Annotated in this window: 21 protein-coding genes and 1 tRNA gene; 11 read left to right on the top strand and 11 right to left on the bottom strand. The window is 61.5% G+C overall.

What is annotated here, in order from left to right:
* Nucleotides 1-44: 44 nt before the first annotated feature.
* From ACWTV1_RS12380 to ACWTV1_RS12405, 6 genes are all read right to left on the bottom strand, one after another.
* Nucleotides 45-596, bottom strand: coding sequence for a GNAT family N-acetyltransferase (locus ACWTV1_RS12380; RefSeq protein ID WP_498505559.1), 552 nt, complete (start codon nt 594-596; stop codon nt 45-47).
* Nucleotides 597-715: 119 nt separating this feature from the next.
* Nucleotides 716-1,405 (bottom strand): 50S ribosomal protein L1, encoded by a 690-nt coding sequence (gene rplA, locus ACWTV1_RS12385; protein WP_498505560.1) that lies wholly within the window; start codon nt 1,403-1,405, stop codon nt 716-718.
* Entirely contained in the window at nt 1,405-1,836 is a 432-nt protein-coding gene (gene rplK, locus ACWTV1_RS12390; RefSeq protein WP_498505561.1) for a 50S ribosomal protein L11, read from the bottom strand. The genes rplA and rplK overlap by 1 nt, the downstream gene beginning before the upstream one ends.
* Nucleotides 1,837-1,924: 88 nt before the next feature.
* Nucleotides 1,925-2,905 (bottom strand): transcription termination/antitermination protein NusG, encoded by a 981-nt coding sequence (nusG, locus tag ACWTV1_RS12395; protein ID WP_498505562.1) that lies wholly within the window; start codon nt 2,903-2,905, stop codon nt 1,925-1,927.
* Nucleotides 2,906-2,962: 57 nt separating this feature from the next.
* On the bottom strand, nt 2,963-3,244 hold the full coding sequence (gene secE / locus ACWTV1_RS12400) for a preprotein translocase subunit SecE (protein ID WP_100389471.1): 282 nt from the start codon (nt 3,242-3,244) through the stop codon (nt 2,963-2,965).
* Nucleotides 3,245-3,308: 64 nt separating this feature from the next.
* A tRNA-Trp gene (locus tag ACWTV1_RS12405) sits at nt 3,309-3,381 on the bottom strand.
* A gap of 592 nt (nt 3,382-3,973) precedes the next feature.
* Here ACWTV1_RS12405 and ACWTV1_RS12410 point away from each other — a divergent pair.
* From ACWTV1_RS12410 to ACWTV1_RS12420, 3 genes are all read left to right on the top strand, one after another.
* Complete coding sequence (locus ACWTV1_RS12410; protein ID WP_498505563.1) at nt 3,974-5,926, top strand: choice-of-anchor G family protein; 1,953 nt, start codon at nt 3,974-3,976, stop codon at nt 5,924-5,926.
* A gap of 175 nt (nt 5,927-6,101) precedes the next feature.
* A complete protein-coding gene (locus tag ACWTV1_RS12415; RefSeq protein ID WP_100389469.1) occupies nt 6,102-7,298 on the top strand; it encodes a pyridoxal phosphate-dependent aminotransferase in 1,197 nt (398 codons plus the stop codon).
* Nucleotides 7,299-7,331: 33 nt separating this feature from the next.
* A complete protein-coding gene (locus ACWTV1_RS12420) occupies nt 7,332-8,006 on the top strand; it encodes a HEAT repeat domain-containing protein (RefSeq protein ID WP_498505564.1) in 675 nt (224 codons plus the stop codon).
* 2 nt (nt 8,007-8,008) lie between these two features.
* Here the strand turns inward: ACWTV1_RS12420 and ACWTV1_RS12425 are convergent, their stop codons facing one another.
* Nucleotides 8,009-8,473 (bottom strand): hypothetical protein, encoded by a 465-nt coding sequence (locus ACWTV1_RS12425; protein ID WP_498505565.1) that lies wholly within the window; start codon nt 8,471-8,473, stop codon nt 8,009-8,011.
* A gap of 121 nt (nt 8,474-8,594) precedes the next feature.
* Between ACWTV1_RS12425 and ACWTV1_RS12430 the strand changes: the two genes are divergently transcribed.
* From ACWTV1_RS12430 to ACWTV1_RS12445, 4 genes are read left to right on the top strand one after another with little or no spacing between them, the layout of a single operon-like run.
* On the top strand, nt 8,595-9,470 hold the full coding sequence (locus ACWTV1_RS12430) for an ABC transporter ATP-binding protein (protein WP_498505566.1): 876 nt from the start codon (nt 8,595-8,597) through the stop codon (nt 9,468-9,470).
* Nucleotides 9,467-10,321, top strand: a complete 855-nt coding sequence (locus tag ACWTV1_RS12435) for an ABC transporter permease (protein ID WP_498505567.1) — start codon at nt 9,467-9,469, stop codon at nt 10,319-10,321. Before ACWTV1_RS12430 ends, ACWTV1_RS12435 begins: the two co-directional genes overlap by 4 nt.
* On the top strand, nt 10,322-11,476 hold the full coding sequence (locus ACWTV1_RS12440; RefSeq protein ID WP_498505568.1) for a sensor histidine kinase: 1,155 nt from the start codon (nt 10,322-10,324) through the stop codon (nt 11,474-11,476).
* Nucleotides 11,473-12,102 carry a response regulator gene (locus ACWTV1_RS12445; protein WP_498505569.1) on the top strand — a complete coding sequence of 210 codons (630 nt, stop codon included), beginning with the start codon at nt 11,473-11,475 and terminating at the stop codon, nt 12,100-12,102. Before ACWTV1_RS12440 ends, ACWTV1_RS12445 begins: the two co-directional genes overlap by 4 nt.
* On the opposite strand, the gene ACWTV1_RS12450 is transcribed toward ACWTV1_RS12445, so the two are convergent.
* The 3 genes from ACWTV1_RS12450 to ACWTV1_RS12460 are packed head-to-tail and all read right to left on the bottom strand — an operon-like array spanning nt 12,099 to nt 14,079.
* The gene (locus tag ACWTV1_RS12450; RefSeq protein ID WP_498505570.1) at nt 12,099-13,232 is read right to left on the bottom strand and encodes a UDP-N-acetylmuramate dehydrogenase; all 1,134 of its coding nucleotides are present in this window, start codon (nt 13,230-13,232) and stop codon (nt 12,099-12,101) included. The genes ACWTV1_RS12445 and ACWTV1_RS12450 overlap by 4 nt on opposite strands.
* A complete protein-coding gene (locus ACWTV1_RS12455) occupies nt 13,229-13,636 on the bottom strand; it encodes a MaoC/PaaZ C-terminal domain-containing protein (protein ID WP_341620593.1) in 408 nt (135 codons plus the stop codon). Before ACWTV1_RS12455 ends, ACWTV1_RS12450 begins: the two co-directional genes overlap by 4 nt.
* Nucleotides 13,633-14,079 (bottom strand): FAS1-like dehydratase domain-containing protein, encoded by a 447-nt coding sequence (locus ACWTV1_RS12460; protein WP_341620594.1) that lies wholly within the window; start codon nt 14,077-14,079, stop codon nt 13,633-13,635. Before ACWTV1_RS12460 ends, ACWTV1_RS12455 begins: the two co-directional genes overlap by 4 nt.
* A 443-nt stretch (nt 14,080-14,522) precedes the next feature.
* Between ACWTV1_RS12460 and ACWTV1_RS12465 the strand changes: the two genes are divergently transcribed.
* Both ACWTV1_RS12465 and ACWTV1_RS12470 read left to right on the top strand, forming a co-directional pair.
* Nucleotides 14,523-14,741 (top strand): hypothetical protein, encoded by a 219-nt coding sequence (locus ACWTV1_RS12465; RefSeq protein ID WP_100389460.1) that lies wholly within the window; start codon nt 14,523-14,525, stop codon nt 14,739-14,741.
* A complete protein-coding gene (locus ACWTV1_RS12470) occupies nt 14,734-14,880 on the top strand; it encodes a hypothetical protein (RefSeq protein WP_498505571.1) in 147 nt (48 codons plus the stop codon). Before ACWTV1_RS12465 ends, ACWTV1_RS12470 begins: the two co-directional genes overlap by 8 nt.
* Nucleotides 14,881-14,898: 18 nt before the next feature.
* On the opposite strand, the gene ACWTV1_RS12475 is transcribed toward ACWTV1_RS12470, so the two are convergent.
* Nucleotides 14,899-15,480 (bottom strand): helix-turn-helix domain-containing protein, encoded by a 582-nt coding sequence (locus ACWTV1_RS12475; RefSeq protein WP_100389457.1) that lies wholly within the window; start codon nt 15,478-15,480, stop codon nt 14,899-14,901.
* A gap of 90 nt (nt 15,481-15,570) precedes the next feature.
* On the opposite strand from ACWTV1_RS12475, the gene speB reads away from it, so the two are divergent.
* Together speB and ACWTV1_RS12485 are read left to right on the top strand one after the other, a co-directional pair.
* Nucleotides 15,571-16,545, top strand: a complete 975-nt coding sequence (gene speB / locus ACWTV1_RS12480; RefSeq protein WP_498505572.1) for an agmatinase — start codon at nt 15,571-15,573, stop codon at nt 16,543-16,545.
* A gap of 11 nt (nt 16,546-16,556) precedes the next feature.
* Complete coding sequence (locus ACWTV1_RS12485; protein ID WP_498505573.1) at nt 16,557-16,976, top strand: YybH family protein; 420 nt, start codon at nt 16,557-16,559, stop codon at nt 16,974-16,976.
* Nucleotides 16,977-17,003: the final 27 nt, after the last annotated feature.

Raw genomic sequence — 17,003 nt, forward strand, 5'->3', positions numbered from 1 at the left:
GTGCGGGCATCCCCACAGTTTAGAGCACCAGTCTCGCCCCGAAGCTAGGCCGATGCGGCCTCTCGACTGAGCGAAAGTTCGCGGACGAAGTCATCTTCCCACTTCTGCCCCACGAGGAACTTCTTGGTTCCCCGAAACTCGAAACCCATCTTCTCGTGGAAGCGATTGGCGCGCGCGTTTTCTTCGTTCACGCCGAGCCACACAGAGGCGAAATTCTGAGTGCGAGCCCACTGGATGCCCGTGCTCACGAGCGTGGACGCAACGCCGGCTCCGTGGAATCTGCCGAGAACGTAACACTTGCTGAGCTCGACCGTAGGGTGCTCGATGACCGCGGCAGCGACATCCGGATCAGCGGGCTCTTCTGCGCAGAACATCACGTAGCCAGCCGCCTCGTCCTCGATTTCGGCAATGAGGATCTCGCGAGTCGAATCGGCAAGGTATCGCTCGAAGGACTCGACCGACAGGTGTTCCCCGATGAAGGCGGCGATTGCCTCCTGAGTTGTCGCTGGCGGACACGCGAGCGGAAAAGTCTGACGAGCGAGATCGTGAAGAAGCGCGGCATCCGACTCAACAGCGCGGCGAACTGTGGTGGACACGGAATCTCCTTCAGCGGAATGCAACAGCGGTGCATCTCTCACGCTACCCCGACTATTTAACCGCCGGGGAATGCAAAACGGGGGCCGGCACAAGCCGACCCCCGTTGAGAGAAGCAGTATTAGATCGAGTTTACGTCGACCGGAATGCCGGGACCGAAGGTGGTCGAAACCGTAGCCTTCGTGATGTAGCGACCCTTCGAGGAGCTGGGCTTGGCGCGAAGAACCTCTTCGAGCGCTGCCTTGATGTTCTCGTCGAGCTGCTCAGCGGTGAAGCCAGCCTTGCCCACAATGAAGTGAACGTTGGCGTGCTTGTCAACGCGGAATTCAATCTTTCCGCCCTTGATCTCCGAAACAGCCTTAGCGGTGTCAGGAGTAACCGTTCCGGTCTTCGGGTTAGGCATGAGGCCACGGGGACCAAGAACCTTACCCAAGCGACCAACCTGGCCCATGAGCTCCGGGGTCGAAACTGCAGCGTCGAAGTTGGTGTAACCAGCGGCTACCTTCTCGATGAGCTCCGAGCCACCGACCTCGTCAGCGCCAGCAGCGATAGCTGCATCTGCTGCGGGACCGGTTGCGAAAACGATAACGCGAGCAGTCTTACCCGTACCGTGAGGCAGGATAACGGTGCCACGAACCATCTGGTCAGCCTTGCGAGGGTCTACACCCAAGCGAAGAGCAACCTCAACGGTGGAGTCGAACTTCTTCGAAGCCGTCTCGCGAGCAACTGATACAGCCTCGGTGGGCGTGTAGAACTTGCCCTCTTCGATCTTTTCAGCGGCGGCCTTGTATGCCTTGGAATTCTTGGACATTATGCCTCCACCGTGATTCCCATCGAGCGAGCAGTGCCCACGATGATCTTCATTGCGCCGTCGATGTCGTTGGCGTTGAGGTCAGCCATCTTCTGCTCGGCGATCGTACGAACCTGGTCTTTAGTGAGCTGCGCAACCTTGACGGTGTGCGGCGTGCCCGAACCCTTTGCAACTCCAGCAGCCTTCTTGATGAGCTCTGCTGCAGGCGGGGTCTTGAGGATGAACGTGAACGAACGGTCCTCGTACACGGTGATCTCAACCGGGATAACGTTTCCACGCTGTGCCTCGGTTGCGGCGTTGTACGCCTTGCAGAACTCCATGATGTTAACGCCGTGCTGTCCCAGCGCAGGCCCGATGGGCGGTGCGGGGTTAGCGGCGCCGGCTTGGATCTGAAGCTTGATCAGACCTGTAACCTTCTTTTTCGGTGCCATTGTGTTTCCTTTTCGGTACGAACTGACCCGTGTGGCCAGCTCTCCCGCACCCCAACGGGGCGCGGTGGTTTTTTAGGGGCGTGAGCCCTTAAAGCTTGGTGACCTGATCGAAGCTGAGCTCGACCGGGGTCTCGCGCTCGAAGAGCGAAACCAGAACGATGAGCTTGCCGCTCTCGGGCTTGATCTCGCTGATCGAACCGGGCAGACCCGCGAACGAGCCTTCCTTGATGGTGATCGTCTCGCCGATTTCGAAGTCGACCTCTGCGGGAATGGCGCGTGCAGCGGTCTTGCTCTTCTGCGATGCACCCTTAGCAACAGGAGCTTCAACGATTTCTACGAGGCTCTTGAGCATGTTGAATGCTTCTTCGAACCGCAGGGGTACCGGGTTGTGGGCGTTGCCCACGAAGCCAGTAACACCGGGAGTGTGACGAACGACCGACCAGCTGTCTTCGTTGAGGTCCATGCGAACCAAAACGTAACCAGGGATACGAACACGGTTGACGAGCTTGCGCTGGCCGTTCTTGATCTCGACAACATCTTCCATCGGAACCTCGACCTGGAAGACGTAATCTTCCATCGCCATGGAAACCTTGCGGTTTTCGATGTTGTGCTTGACGCGCTTTTCGAAGCCGGCGTAGGAGTGGATGACGTACCACTTGCCAGGCTGAAGACGCAGGTCCATGCGGAACTCGGCGTAGGGGTCAACCTCTGCCTCATCTTCGGATGCAGCGGCAGCGTCAGTTGTTTCGGCGCTTTCAGCCTTGTCGGCAGCTTCGTCATCCGTCGCAGCTACAGAAGCGTCAGCCTCCGCAGCGTTATCAATGTCGAGCGCGTCGTTCACTTCAGCATCAGCTTCGGGGTCGACAGCAGCATCCAGAGCTTCAAGAAGCCCAGCAAGATCGGCGTCAACATCAGTCGAACCATCTTCGACGTGCATTGCCTGGTGCTCGGCGGAGTCTTCTGAACGCTCTGCCTCAGCCAGGGTGTTACCCGTCTGCGCCTCATCCTCCTCGGAGGACTGCTCTGCTGCCGTAGCGAGCTCGGAGTCTTCGCGGTGGTTCTCGGACACTAAATCTCTTTTCGTTACTCTGCAATGCGGCCGTAGCCGCTGCGGTTTGTGAAGGGCCTAGACCACGAGGTTGGGATCGCCGAACAAGAAGTTCACCAAGGCGCTGAACCCAAAGTCGAGGCCGGAAACGATACCCATCATGATGATCACGAAGACAAGAACGACGAGAGTGAAGCTGACCAGCTCGCGGCGGGTCGGGGTCACAACCTTCTTGAGTTCGTTGATTACTTGGCGGATGAAGAGTGCCATGCGACCGAAGGGTCCACGACGTTGCGCGCTTTCCTTCTTCGCTTTGGCGACGACGTCCTCGCTGGGCTCGTCTACGACTTTCTTGGCCACTCTTAGATACCTTCCGATACTTCGGCTTGCTCGACCCATTCCGCGTTAGACGGACCGGGACTTGCAGGGCGGACAGGACTCGAACCTGCAACCTGCGGTTTTGGAGACCGCTGCTCTACCAATTGAGCCACCACCCTCTGCAAGAGACCTAAATCTCTTACTCACACCTTCGCACAAACACACCGCGACATCCACATTGAGAAGTGAGGAGCAGGCGCGCGAAAGTATGGCAGTTATCAACTACCTGAACAAGTGTACGTCATCCTGAGCCGTCGCGCAGTTCGCGCTCCCCTCTAGAGCGGTCAACACAGAAAACCCGCAGAAAACGGCTGTTCATCGACCCCCTCAAAAAAGTTTTCAAGAAAGTTTGAAAACCCGCGTCATAACCGAAGGGGGTTGCAGTCTCTCTATGCAAGCAGGGCAAACCAACCCTTCTTATTTCGGGCACCACCAGCAACACCCGGGCACAACCAGCCCAACCAAACGAGAGCTAACCATCTCGTTGCACAACTGAAAAAGCACAACCACCAAATGGGCAAGCGAAGCTGAGATCAGGCAGTAGTTCGTGACACAACCCTCAAGTTGGCGTCATTGTCGAACCAGCTTCCTTATCCGCACAGGATCAGGAAGGTACCAGTCGTGTTCACTCAACACATCCCGCGCACTGGGAAGCCAGTCGGGAAAAGCAACCACACCGCAGGAGTCCGTTTCGGAGCGGCCCTCGGAACCATGGCCCTCGTATCGGGCTTCACATTCATTGCACCCGCTGCTGCTAACGCAGAAGAGACCAACGGAGCCTCGTACGCCTACGCAGAATTCCTTTCAGGGGATGTGCTCGGAACCGACCTCGGCAATGTCGCCGGCCTCGGCCAAGTAGTCGCCAGCAACAACGGCAACCAGGCACGACAGGTTCACCGCGATCCGCTCACCGTTGAGGTTCTTGGCGCGACCGTACTCCACCAACCGGGCGGCTTGCAGCTTCCCCTCCTCGATGTGGTGGATGCCGGCGCAATCAGCCAGTACGCAGAAGCTGACAAGAACGGCGTCTCGTTCGCCTCCACCGGAGCAATCCAGGACGATGGCGCGATCGGCGTAGGCAACACCTCGTCTGGACGGGCGGGCGACCTCACCGTTGACTTGGACAGCCTCCTCAGCAACGAGTTCGCGTCGGTACTCACTGACCTCAAACTCGACCTCGATGCAGTCTCGGCTCGCGCAGACGGAAACATGACATCGGCATCCGGCGATTACACGCTCGCTGACGCAACACTGAGCTTCTCCAGCCCCGCCATCAGCAAGCTGACGAGCAAGGTCACGAAGGCGCTCGACGGTGTCGACGGCCAGCTCATCAGCCTGGGCGGCGACAACGGTGCTCTCGGCAACTCGATCGATGGCGTCCTCGACCCCGTTCTCGGTGTCGTAGGTTCCTCCGCTGATGTGAAGGTCATCGTTGACGCCGACCTGCAGAAGGCAGTGAGCACCCTGCTCGACGGTAAGTATGGAAACGGTGCCGTGAGCTTCAACCTCGAAACGGGCGCCGTAGTGGTTGACCTCGAGGCTCTCTTAGGCGGCGAACTCAACAATCTGGCTCCGAACACCGAACTGCTCACGGATGCGGTGGTCAACCAGATCCTCAACGGCATCACCGAAACAGTGGCCGACCTCGCTGACGACATCGTTGAACGCGTCGAGCTGGCGCTGCGGGATGCTCGCGTCGAGGTCTCCGCCAAGCTCAACCTGCTAACCGCTCAGAAGTCCACTCAGAAGACGGTGTGCCGCGACATCCAAGTTCCGATCATCGGCGACATTCTCGATGGTGAGGTTCTCGGCGGTGGCTCCTCCAGCGGTGGCCTCGTTGGTGGCCTGCTCGGCGGCCTGACCGGCGGCCTCACCGAAGGAGTTACTCAGGGCGTAACGCAAGGCATCATCGGCTACACGACAGACACCGTGTGTGAACTGGTTGGTTCGGTTCTCCCCGACCTGCGCAGCACCGTTGACGTCAGCATCGTAGGAAACGTGGATGACCTGATCGACGGAACTGCGATCTCGGCGAAGGCGAACATCTCGCTTCTTGGCGGAACGGTCAAGACCGGCCTCAACGTCGACACCCTGATCGGCAGCCTCGGCAAGAGCCTCAACAGCTCGCTCTTCTCCAACGACGGCGTGGTCACCTCGCTCGTCAAGAGCCTGAACACCGGCCTCGTGAACCCGGCAGTAACCGGCCTCCTCGGAGACTCCGGCGTCGCGACGGTGCTCCACGATCTGGTCTCGATCAAGGTCAACGTGCAAGAACAGTGGACCTCCACGGGCGCCGTCAAGGGCGACATGTTCAGCGAAACTGCAGTGCGGGTAGCCGTCGGCAGTGGAGACATCGCGACCCTCAACGTGGCTCGCGCCGTAGTCGGCCCCAACGTTCAGACCGTGGTTGACCCCGGATGCACGGAGAACTGCGGTCCGACAGACCCTGAAGATCCCAACTGCACCGAAAACTGTGGGCCAGTCACTGACCCCTGTGTCGGAATCTGCCTCCTGGATCTTCCGACCTATGCCCTCGATGGGCAGCTCGCGTACACCGGTGCCGGTGTTGCGACTCTCATCGCCCTCATCGTCGCGTTGTTGGCAGCGGGTGCCTACTTCGCGCGTCAGGGTTACCTACGTACACACCCCAAGTCCGAGCTCTAGGACTGCGTAAGTAACCCCTAGCGGCCGGAGCTTATCGTCCCCCCAGGATCACAGCTCCGGCCGCTTCTCTCTGGCCCTACCGCGTTCTCGCGGTAGGGCCAGTCTTCTGGGTGCGCGCCTGTGCGCCGCCAGCAATCTCTGGGCATCCACGCATCCGAAGCCATAGACTTATGGGGTGACCTCACCTCGCCTCTCAGCCAGAATTTCCGCCATCGCCGAGTCAGCCACCCTCAAGGTGGATGCCAAAGCCAAGTCGCTTCTTGCGGCCGGGCGGCCCATCATCAGCTATGCGGCGGGCGAGCCCGACTTCGCGACTCCCGCGAACATCGTGGAGGCGGCATCCAAGGCAGTGCTCGACCCTAAGAACCACCGTTACACGCCCGCGGCCGGTCTCCCTGAGTTGCGCGAAGCGATCGCCGCCAAGACGCTGCGCGACAGCGGCCTCGAAGTGGGCATCAATCAGGTCGTCGTCACCAACGGTGGCAAGCAAGCCGTTTACCAAGCCTTTGCGACCCTCGTTGACGAGGGCGATGACGTCATCGTTCCCACCCCGTACTGGACCACCTACCCCGAGGCCATCAAGCTTGCGGGCGGCAACACCGTTGAGGTCTTCGCTGGCGCCGACCAGGGTTACCTCGTCACGGTCGAGCAGCTTGAAGCCGCTCGCACCGAGAACACCAAGGTGCTGCTCTTCGTGTCGCCCTCCAACCCCACCGGTGCCGTCTACTCGCCCGAGCAGACCAAGGCCATCGGCGAGTGGGCTCTCGAGCACGGCATCTGGGTGATCAGTGATGACATCTACCAAAACTTGGTCTACGACGGAGTGCGTGCTGTCTCGATCGTGGAGGCTGTTCCGGCGCTCGCCGACACCACCATCCTCGTGAACGGTGTCGCCAAGAGCTACTCGATGACCGGCTGGCGCCTCGGCTGGATGGTTGGCCCGGTCGACGCCATGAAGGGCGCTGCGAACCTGCAGTCGCACCTCACGAGCAACGTCTCCAACATCTCCCAGCGTGCCGCGATCGAAGCGCTCACCGGCCCGCAGGATGCCGTGGAAGAAATGCGCCTGGCCTTCGACCGCCGCCGCAAACTCATCGTCTCGGAACTCAACAAGATCGAGGGACTGAACTGTCCGACTCCCCAGGGTGCGTTCTACGTGTACCCGGATGTCACGGGCTTGCTGAACCGCGAATGGGGCGGAGTCACTCCGACCACGAGCCTCGAGCTCGCCGACCTCATTCTCGACCAGGCCGAAGTTGCCGTCGTACCCGGAGAAGCATTCGGCCCCAGTGGCTACCTGCGCCTCTCGTACGCCCTCGGCGACGACGCCCTTCTCGAAGGCGTGCAGCGCCTACAGAAGCTCTTTAGCTAAGACAACAACCGCCACCCGTGCGGTGGAGGAATTATGGATGCCGCTGACCGACTGAGCACGGCACTTACCGCTGCCCTGCCGTCACAGCGGCTCCAAGCCGCGATGTCGGCCGGCACCCACCCGCGCGACGAATTCGTGCACGTGCTACTCGAGCGGTGCGCGATCGAGCCTGACCTCAACGTTCGTGAGACTCTCACGTGGGCGTTGATGCGGCATCCGGTGGCGGTAACGGTACCGCTGCTGGTGGCCGAGACGCGCTCGGGAACCGCGCAGGCCCGAAGCCAAGCGCTGCACACACTGTCGAAGATTGGCGACCCCGCCGGGTGGGAAGCGATCACACCCGAGGTTCTGAACGACTCTGACGAGACCGTGGCGCGCACCGCTTGGCGAGTGGCAACAGTTCTCGTTCCCGAGGGATGCGAAACCGAATTGGCCGCACTGCTCGTGTCCCAGCTCGGCCACGGCAAGCGCGACGCCAAGATGAGCCTCAGCCGGTCACTCGTGACGCTCGGCGATCACGCCGCGACGCTGCTCGACGAGATTGTTGAGAACGGCAGCGCGGATGCACGCCTGCACGCTATGACAACGGTGCTGCTGCGGGAATCCCCCGACGACGGCTACGAAGCCGCGCTCTTCGATGCAGAGCTACGCCTCCTGCTCGCGGATGCCGCAGCAGGCGAAAGCGGAGAGTCCGACGACAGCGAGTAGGCCTAGCGACCTGGCAACTCGACAGACACCGTCGTTCCACCGTAGCCATTGGCCTGATCGCGGCCCTCGATGGTGACCTCCGTGATGCCCTCCGGGATTTCGACCCCCGCCTGCGTGCGCGTGAACGGCTGCTCATTCGCATGATCGTGCGAAAGCGTGTGCTCCCCCAATACCGTGCCATCGGGAGCGACTACCCGCCAGCCATCGGCATACTGCTCGGGGGTGTCATAGGGAGAGCTAATGGTGACAGCGAAGTCGAAGAGGTTGGTGCCAGAAGGGGTGACTCCCACCTCCTCCACATCGGGGAAGAACGTGGCCGCGTCGGGGCTTGAGCTGGCTGGCGGTGATGTGCTGAGTTCAGAAGTATTGTTCGAGGTGCTCGGCGACGAGCATCCGGTAACCGCACAGGCAACGGCGAGCGCGAGCGCGGCAAGAGCGGTGGTTCGAGTGCGGGCCGGCGAGATCATGGTCTGACCGTAGCGACGCTGGCTGAATACTCGCGCAACGCCGCCGCATCAACCGATCGGTTGATAGACCTCTAACCGACTGCACCTGTCGCGCCCGGCCCGGACAAGCGACGATAGAAGCATGAACACCACTGCTCCCGTCGTGCAGGTCGAGAATCTGCGCAAAACCTACGGCTCTTTTGCCGCTGTCGACTCGGTCAGTTTCGAGATTCAGCGCGGCGAAACCTTCGCGTTGCTCGGCCCGAATGGCGCCGGCAAGTCGACCACGATCGAGATCCTCGAGGGGTACCGTGACCGAACCGGTGGCTCGGTGAAGGTGTTGGGCGTCGACCCGGGTAAAGGCGGCCTCAGCTGGAAGGCCCGTCTCGGTATCGTGTTGCAGTCGTCGGGCGAGAGCGGCAATGTGTCCGTGCGCGAACAACTGACCCACTTTGCTGGTTACTACCCCAACCCGCGCAATGTCGACGAAGTGATCGCATCCGTAGGGCTCGAGGCAAAGGCGGGCACCTTGATCCGCAAGCTTTCGGGAGGCCAACGTCGACGAGTGGATGTCGCGCTCGGCATCATCGGCAACCCCGAGTTGCTCTTTCTCGACGAACCGACCACGGGCTTCGACCCCGAGGCACGTCAGCAGTTCTGGCAACTGATTCGCTCGCTCAAGGCGGACGGCACGAGCATCCTCCTCACCACCCACTACCTCGATGAGGCAGCCCAACTGGGCGACCGAGCGGGTGTGATTGCGGGCGGAAAAATGATCGACATCGGTGCCATCGATGAGATCGGTGGAGAAGAGGCGCGCATACCGCTCGTGCGGTGGCGCGATGCCACCGGCAAGCACGAAGAGCGCACCCACACTCCTGGCGCTGTCGTGGCATCCCTCATGGCTGCCGGTGCAGAACCGGCCGGACTTGAGATCGTTCGCCCCAGCCTCGAAGACATTTACCTGCAGTTGGTCTCCGACCATGCACACGCACGCGAAGTGGAGAACGCCCGATGAGCACCGCACCAACCACCATCGAAACTGCCCCCAGCTTCGGCCTCGGAATCGGCCGCAGTCTGCGACTCGGTTTCAGCCGCATCAAGCTCGAAGTGCGCAGTTACTTCCGCCAGGGCGACTCGGTCTTCTTCACCTTCTTGTTCCCCGTTGTCATGCTCACGATCTTTGCGGTTGCCTTCAGCGAGCAGAACTTCGGCACCGAAGAAGAGCCGCTCACCGCAGCCGCCTTCTACCTGCCCGGAATGATTGCCGCGGGTCTGCTGCTGAGCGGTCTGCAGAATATGGCCATCGACATTGCGATGGAACGCAGCGACGGAACGCTCAAACGTCTGGCCGGAACGCCCCTGCCGGTGATGAGCTATTTCATCGGCAAGATCGGGCAAGTCTTTACGACCGGTGTGCTGCAGGCCACTCTCGTGATTCTGGTCGCGAGCCTCGCCTTCGACGTGGAGCTACCGAGCGAACCCAGTAAATGGGTGACCTTCGCGTGGGTCTTCATGCTCGGTGTCACGACATCCGCCGTGCTCGGAATTGCCCTGAGTGGCCTCCCCCGCAGCGGAAAGAGCGCCACTGCTGTCGTGATCCCTGTCGCCCTCGTATTGCAGTTCATCTCCGGCGTGTACCTCGGCTTCTCGATGCTGCCCGAGTGGTTGCAAAACTTTGCCAGCTTCTTCCCGCTCAAGTGGATGGCGCAGGGAATGCGCGAAGTGTTCCTGCCCGCCAGCTTCGAAGTGATGGAGCAATCCGAAAGCTGGAACCTGCCCGGAGTGGCCATCGCCACCGGCCTCTGGTTGGTTATCGGCCTCATCGTGACGCGCATCACCTTCCGCTGGATCCGCAAGGATAGCTAAATGGGTTTTGTTCGCTGGATGAGCATTGCTGTGACCGTCACTACGGCGGTCATGGCAGTGCTCATCGTCGGCTCCGGCGGCTACGGCTCCGGAAGCAAGATCGGTGCCGGGATTGCACTCGCGGCCTTCGCGCTCGCCTGGTTCACTCTCGGCATCCGCGCCCGCAACAGCACCGTCATGGCCATCGCCTACGTGAGCGTGCTCGTGATCACCGTTGGCGCCGCCGTCGCGTTCATGCCCGTGATGGCCACCCTGCAATCGCTCGCCTACCCGCTCGTGTGGGTGCTCGCCGAACGCACACGCAACGCCATCATCAGCAACGTCGCGCTCGCCCTCTCCGTTGGCGTCGGCTTTCTCATCAACATGGGCCTCAGCCCGGATGCCGTGCTCTACACGACCACGATCGTTGCCCTGTCGCTGATCTTCAGTCTCGCCCTCGGCCTCTGGATCACCCAGATCTCTCGCCTTAGCGACCAACGCCACGACCTCGTGCTCGAGCTACAATCCACGCGCGACGAACTCGCCGCCATCAGCCGGTATGCCGGCGTCTCCAGCGAACGCGAGCGGCTCGCCCGCGAAATCCACGACACCATCGCGCAAGACCTCACCGGGCTAGTACTCGTTGCCCAACGGGCGAAGCGCGAACTGGATAACAACAACGCTGCTGCCGCAGCCGAACAGCTTGAGCTGATTGAAGACAGTGCCCGCGCAGCACTCGCGGAGGCGCGCGCACTGGTTACGGCATCCGCTCCGGTAGGTCTCACGGGCGATGGCATCAGGAGCGCTCTGACCCGACTAGCCGAGCGCTACAGCCGCGAAACCCAACTGACGGTGACGGTGAACGCCGATCACCTGCCCGCGATCGCCCGCGAAACTGAGGTGGCGGTTCTGCGCTGCGCTCAAGAGGCTCTCGCCAACGTGCGCAAGCACGCGAACGCTACTCGCGCCACAATTACGGTAACCGTCGGCGACGCCGGCCTAACGATTGCTGTGACCGACAATGGCACCGGCTTCGACCCGACCACCACTCACACCGGCTTCGGGCTCGAAGGAATGAGCGAACGGCTGGCCCTCGTGAACGGCCGTCTCGATGTTGATAGTTCGGCCGCCGGCACCACCGTGCGCGCCACGATCCCGAAAGAAGTTTTCGCATGATTCGTGTCGTCGTTGCCGACGATCATCCCATCGTCCGCAGTGGAATCGTTGGCCTGCTGAGTTCGGCGGATGACATCGAAGTCATCGGCGAAGCCAGCGACGGCACCGAGGCGGTCGCCCTGGCCACGCAGCTCTCCCCCGACGTAGTGCTCATGGATTTGCGCATGCCCGGCCTCGGAGGCGCCGAGGCAACCGCGCAGCTCGTGGCCGCGCGCCCCGACGTCCGCGTGCTGATTCTCACCACCTACGAGTCCGACGAAAACATTCTGACCGCGATTGAGGCAGGTGCGAGTGGTTACCTGCTGAAGGCCGCGCCCCAGGAGGAGATTCTGGCGGGGCTGCGTTCGGTGGCCCGCGGCGAGGTCGCACTGGCACCGTCAATTGCGGCACTACTCGTGAACCGCATGCGCGAACCTGCGAAAGTGACACTGAGCGCGCGCGAAACTCAAGTGCTGGCTCTCGTCGCAGCGGGCAATAGCAACCGAAAGATTGCCGCTGCCCTGTTCGTGAGTGAGGCGACGGTGAAGACGCACCTCATCCACGTGTTCGAGAAGCTCGACGTGAAGGATCGCACTCGTGCGGTGACGAAGGCGATGGAACTGGGGCTGCTGCCCCGCACCAGCTAGGCCAGTTCGACGCCGACAGCTACAGGCTCGGGCTGCAAGTGGATGCCATACCGGCTGAGCACGCACGCCCCGATGTAGCGGGCAAGTTCGGCGATCTCTGCGGCGTCGGCTCCCGTGCGGTTGACGATTGCCAGGCTGTGCTTGGTGGAGACGGCAGCGCGCGATCCGGGAAGGCGGAAGCCCTTGTTCACTCCCGAATTCTCGATAAGCCAGGCGGCGCTGAGCTTCACCAGTCGAGGCTTGGGCGGTGGTGGCGGTGCGGGAGTTTCGCCGAGTGGAACCACAACATCGGCAACCGGCTCATCGTCGACGACCCAGCGTGGGGCATCCGCGGGAAGAGCTCGGGCGATGTGTTCGGGCACGATCGGGTTGGTGAAGAACGAGCCGCAACTGGCCGAGTCGGGTTCGTTGGGGTCGAGAACCATTGCTTTGGAGGCCCGCAGCGCGAGTACGGTGTCGCGCACCTGCTGCACGGGTACGCCGTCTCCGATGTTCACGCCTAGCGCGGTCGCGAGTTGTTGGTACTTCACGGTGCTCTCGGGCGAGGCGGTGAGCGTGAGGTACACGGCGAGAACGACGCCGGCGCGCCCCTCTTTGATCACTGAGTTGCGGTAGCCCAGTTCGAGTTCGGCGGTCGTGAGGTGCACGAATTCGCTGTTGTCGTAGTCGAGAAAGTCGATGCCGTCGAGCACGCTGGCGACTTCTTGCCCGTACGCTCCGATGTTCTGGATGGGGGCTGCGCCCACTGAACCGGGGATACCGCTGAGCGCTTCGAGCCCGGCCCAGCCGCGTGAGACAAGCTTTGCGACGAGTCCATCCCACGATTCGCCAGCTTGCACCCGCAGGCTGAGGGTGGTGTCGGTTTGCGAGACGAGTTGGATGCCGCGGGTCGCGATGTGGATGACAGTTCCGTCGAATCCTTCATCGCTGATGACCATGTTGGAGCCGCCCCCAATGAGCAGCCATTCGTCGCCTCGTTGCCACACGTCTCGCATGGTTGCGATCAGTTCTTGTTCGGTGGCGGGGCGCAGCAGCGTGTGTGCTGGCCCGCCTACCCGAATGGTGGTGAGGTCGGCGAGCTCCGCATTGTGTTGCGGCGCTGTGCTTTCACTGGGGGCGGTGTCGGTCATTTGTTGAGTTTGACCCTCACTTGTGACTTGCCGAGCACGGTCTGGTTCGCGGCGCTGACCGTGAGGTCGATGCGCGTAACGTCGTCTTCGATCGCGCCGACTTTGGCGGTGACGTTGACGGTGACTCCGCCGTTGCCGTCGACGACGACGGGGCGCGTGAAGCGCACGCCGTATTCGACGACTTCGCCGCGGCCATCCATCCAGTCAATGACGGGCTGAACGGCGAGTCCCATCGTGAGCATGCCGTGGGCGAGTACACCGGGCAGGCCCACTGACTTGGCGACGTCGTCACGGTAGTGAATGGGGTTGAAGTCTCCGGATGCTCCGGCGTAACGCACGAGGGAGAAGCGGGTGAGGGTGACTTTGCCGGTGATGAGTTCTTGCCCGACGGTGAGGTCGCTCATTCTGTGCCTCTCATGACGAGTACGGAGGTTGCGGTGACGACGTGGTTGCCGCCAGCATCGCTGATCGCGGTTTCGGCGGTGATCATGTCGTTGCCACCGAGGGACTTGATGCTCGTGACGGTGAGGATGGCGGTGAGTTCGTCGCCGGCGACGATGGGTCGCGTGTAGCGGAACTTTTGTTCTCCGTGCACGATGCGGGAGAAGTCGATGCCGGTGTCGGGGGCGGCTAGGAGTAGGGCGAGGCCTGCTTCTTGGATGACGACGGCGAAGGTGGGCGGTGCTACGACATCCGCGTAGCCTGCTGCTTTCGCTGCTTCAGCGTCGTGGTTGAGGGGGCTTTGGGCGAAGACGGCGCGAGCGAACTCGCGTACTTTTTCGCGCCCGACGAGATACGGGGTGGTGGGCGGGAAGACCCGGCCTTCTAGTTCTGGATTCACTGGCACGGTTACCAGTTTAGGCAGTGTTGAGGGTTCTGCACGTTAAAGAGTGAAGCCCCGGGAGACCGTGAGGTCTGCCGGGGCTTCAGGAATCTTGTGAGGCGTTAGCTCAGTAAGTTTTTACTGGCAGCTGTCGCACTGCAGAAGATCCATTGGGTCGACGGGAATTGCGTATCCGCCAACAGTGTCGTTTTCGTTATCCATTCGATCCTCCTTAAAGTCTTCTCGAAGTTTGCCGACGGTTTGTCGGAGATTTCACTATATATGGGTAATGACACCCATGTCATTACCCCAGATGTAGTGTCTCGGCGTGTCGGTCAACTTTCTTTAAAACTACCCGCAGCCACTGACATTTCTCGGGTGAAGCACCTCGATGGAACATCGCAAACACGGTGAAAAATCCAGTCGCGTAGTGCACAATGGGTCAACCAATCGCGGAAAGGCACCTCATGGATTCGACCAATACCCTTCCCCCCATTGAGCGCTGGTGGCCAGAACTGAGCATCGAAGCCAAGCATTCGCTGAAAGAAGATCTCCACGGCGAGATCAACGACTCGGTACTCCAAGAGATCGCGACGCTGACGAACACCGATGCAGCAAACGCACCCCAACGCCTCGGCGACGACGAGCGGGATTACATCGCGACTCAAACTGAGATCGTTGACTGATCCAACGGACAAGGTACAGACTCGGTTGACGGACACGGTGGCGGGAATTCATCTTCGAGCGTGGCGCACCAGCGACGCTCCCGCTCTCATCGATGCCTACGGTAATTCCGACGACTCCGGCGACTCGGCGGTCCGCTAAACAGCAGAGTCTGTACGGCTACTCCCCGCGCCAGGTTGCCGGCACGATTGTCCAGATCACTTCGGCGCCGAGTTCGGCATCCGCTTCCCAGTTGTGAGGTTCGCGGCCGGGGAACGTGAGCGAGTCACCCGCGGCGAGGGGAATCTCTCGATCCACGAAGCGTGCGGTGACGGCACCCGAGATCACGTGCAGCACCTCGACTTCGCAACTGATTGTGTAGAAGGCGTCGCCACCGTTGGCACCGGGCTGCATGTGGGTGCGAATGACTTGAACACGAGATTCGTTGCGCGGCGAGATGAGCCGCTCATCCACTCCTTGGCCGCCGAGATTGATGTGTGGGGCATCCGCTAAAGAAATTTTTACCGCTTCGGGCTCAGCGAACAGGGACCCGATTTCGAGCGACAGAACTTGGCAGAGCTGCACGAGAGTGGCGACGCTGGGCGAGGTCTCGTCGCGCTCGAGGCGGCTCAAAAAACCCTTAGTTAGCCCCGCAGAAGTCGCGATCTGCTCGAGAGTGAAGCCTTGCGCTTTGCGGGCACTGCGGATGCGCGCTCCGATGGCGAGCGCTTCGGCACTGGGTGAGGGCGACAACGGTCTCATGGCTCTACTCCATCACTAATCAGGGTTGTCGACGCGCACCTCGGGGTTTACTGTGAGTTCACGTTTACTGCTGATTATCGAAAGTTTACTATGACGAAACCTATTGTTGGCCCGGTCGATGCAAGTATTGTCCCTCGCTTTGCCGGTATCGCCACATTCGCTCGTCTGCCGCGCATCGAAGATGTTGAGCACACCGACATCGCAATCGTCGGAATCCCTTTCGATAGCGGAGTGAGCTACCGCCCCGGCGCCCGCTTCGGCCCAGCCCACGTGCGTGAAGCATCACGCCTGCTGCGCCCTTACAACCCCGCGCAAGACGTCTCGCCCTTCGCCGCTCAGCAAGTGTCGGATGCGGGCGACATTGCTGCGAACCCCTTCAGCATCGACGACGCCATCCTCGAAATCGAAGCGGCCGCCCTCGACCTCGCAACCCGCGCTGACCGCATCCTCACGATCGGCGGCGACCACACCATCGCACTGCCCCTCTTGCGTGCCGTCACCAAGAAGCACGGCCCCGTCGCGGTGCTGCACTTCGACGCTCACCTTGACACGTGGGACACCTACTTCGGGGCGCCGGTCACTCACGGCACACCGTTCCGCCGCGCATCCGAAGAGGGTCTCATCGACCTGACCGCGAGCATGCACGTTGGCACCCGCGGCCCGCTCTACAGCGCCGAAGACCTCACCGACGACAGCCGCCTCGGCTTCGCGGTCGTCACGAGTGAGAACATCGAAGAAGACGGAGTAGCCGTCGCGATCGAACGCATCCGCGACCGCATCGGCGACAAGCCGCTCTACATCTCCATTGACATCGACGTGCTCGACCCAGCCCACGCGCCCGGCACCGGAACCCCCGAAGCCGGCGGACTCACAAGCCGCGAACTGCTGCGCATTCTTCGCGCCCTCGCCGACAAGAACATCGTCGGCGCCGACGTTGTCGAAGTCGCCCCCGCCTACGACCACGCGCAACTCACGGCTGTGGCCGCGAGCCACGTCGCCTACGAGCTGCTGAGCGCGATGGCTCCCCGCGATACCAAGAACTCGACCGAACAGCCCGAGAGCTAGAGGAGCACACCATGAGCACGACAACACCGCACGAGGATGACGTGCTCAGCGCAGCATCCGCCATCGTCGATGCCTTCGCAGCCACCGACGGCGACCGCTACTTTCGCGGCTTCGCGCCCGACGCGACCTTCATCTTTCACACCGAACCCGCTCGCCTGAACGACCGCGCCGAATACGAGCGCCTGTGGGCCAGCTGGGTTGAGGGCGGCTGGAAAGTACTCGAGTGCGAATCATCGGATGCCGCAGTGCAGTCGTTCCCCGGCGGCGCGGTGTTCAGCCACAACGTTTTCACTCGCGTCGACACCGGCGATGGCGAAGATGCGTACCGCGAGCGCGAAACCATCGTGTTCCGCCTCGACAACGACCAGCTAGTGGCCGTGCACGAGCACTTGTCGCCCGTGCCCGACGACGCCGCCTCTGCCGCGGAATAGTTCACTGACTACCCGATCACTCACCCC

The organism is Salinibacterium sp. VpJ6 (assembly GCF_059767345.1).

What these genes read in the sequence shown, in the direction of transcription:
- rplA (WP_498505560.1), bottom strand. Translation starts at nt 1,405, where the DNA reads ATGTCCAAGAATTCCAAGGCATACAAGGCCGCCGCTGAAAAGATCGAA.
- rplK (WP_498505561.1), bottom strand. Translation starts at nt 1,836, where the DNA reads ATGGCACCGAAAAAGAAGGTTACAGGTCTGATCAAGCTTCAGATCCAA.
- ACWTV1_RS12410 (WP_498505563.1), top strand. Translation starts at nt 3,974, where the DNA reads ATGGCCCTCGTATCGGGCTTCACATTCATTGCACCCGCTGCTGCTAAC.
- ACWTV1_RS12420 (WP_498505564.1), top strand. Translation starts at nt 7,332, where the DNA reads ATGGATGCCGCTGACCGACTGAGCACGGCACTTACCGCTGCCCTGCCG.
- ACWTV1_RS12425 (WP_498505565.1), bottom strand. Translation starts at nt 8,473, where the DNA reads ATGATCTCGCCGGCCCGCACTCGAACCACCGCTCTTGCCGCGCTCGCG.
- ACWTV1_RS12430 (WP_498505566.1), top strand. Translation starts at nt 8,595, where the DNA reads ATGAACACCACTGCTCCCGTCGTGCAGGTCGAGAATCTGCGCAAAACC.
- ACWTV1_RS12435 (WP_498505567.1), top strand. Translation starts at nt 9,467, where the DNA reads ATGAGCACCGCACCAACCACCATCGAAACTGCCCCCAGCTTCGGCCTC.
- ACWTV1_RS12440 (WP_498505568.1), top strand. Translation starts at nt 10,322, where the DNA reads ATGGGTTTTGTTCGCTGGATGAGCATTGCTGTGACCGTCACTACGGCG.
- ACWTV1_RS12445 (WP_498505569.1), top strand. Translation starts at nt 11,473, where the DNA reads ATGATTCGTGTCGTCGTTGCCGACGATCATCCCATCGTCCGCAGTGGA.
- ACWTV1_RS12450 (WP_498505570.1), bottom strand. Translation starts at nt 13,232, where the DNA reads ATGACCGACACCGCCCCCAGTGAAAGCACAGCGCCGCAACACAATGCG.
- ACWTV1_RS12455 (WP_341620593.1), bottom strand. Translation starts at nt 13,636, where the DNA reads ATGAGCGACCTCACCGTCGGGCAAGAACTCATCACCGGCAAAGTCACC.
- ACWTV1_RS12465 (WP_100389460.1), top strand. Translation starts at nt 14,523, where the DNA reads ATGGATTCGACCAATACCCTTCCCCCCATTGAGCGCTGGTGGCCAGAA.
- ACWTV1_RS12475 (WP_100389457.1), bottom strand. Translation starts at nt 15,480, where the DNA reads ATGAGACCGTTGTCGCCCTCACCCAGTGCCGAAGCGCTCGCCATCGGA.
- speB (WP_498505572.1), top strand. Translation starts at nt 15,571, where the DNA reads ATGACGAAACCTATTGTTGGCCCGGTCGATGCAAGTATTGTCCCTCGC.
- ACWTV1_RS12485 (WP_498505573.1), top strand. Translation starts at nt 16,557, where the DNA reads ATGAGCACGACAACACCGCACGAGGATGACGTGCTCAGCGCAGCATCC.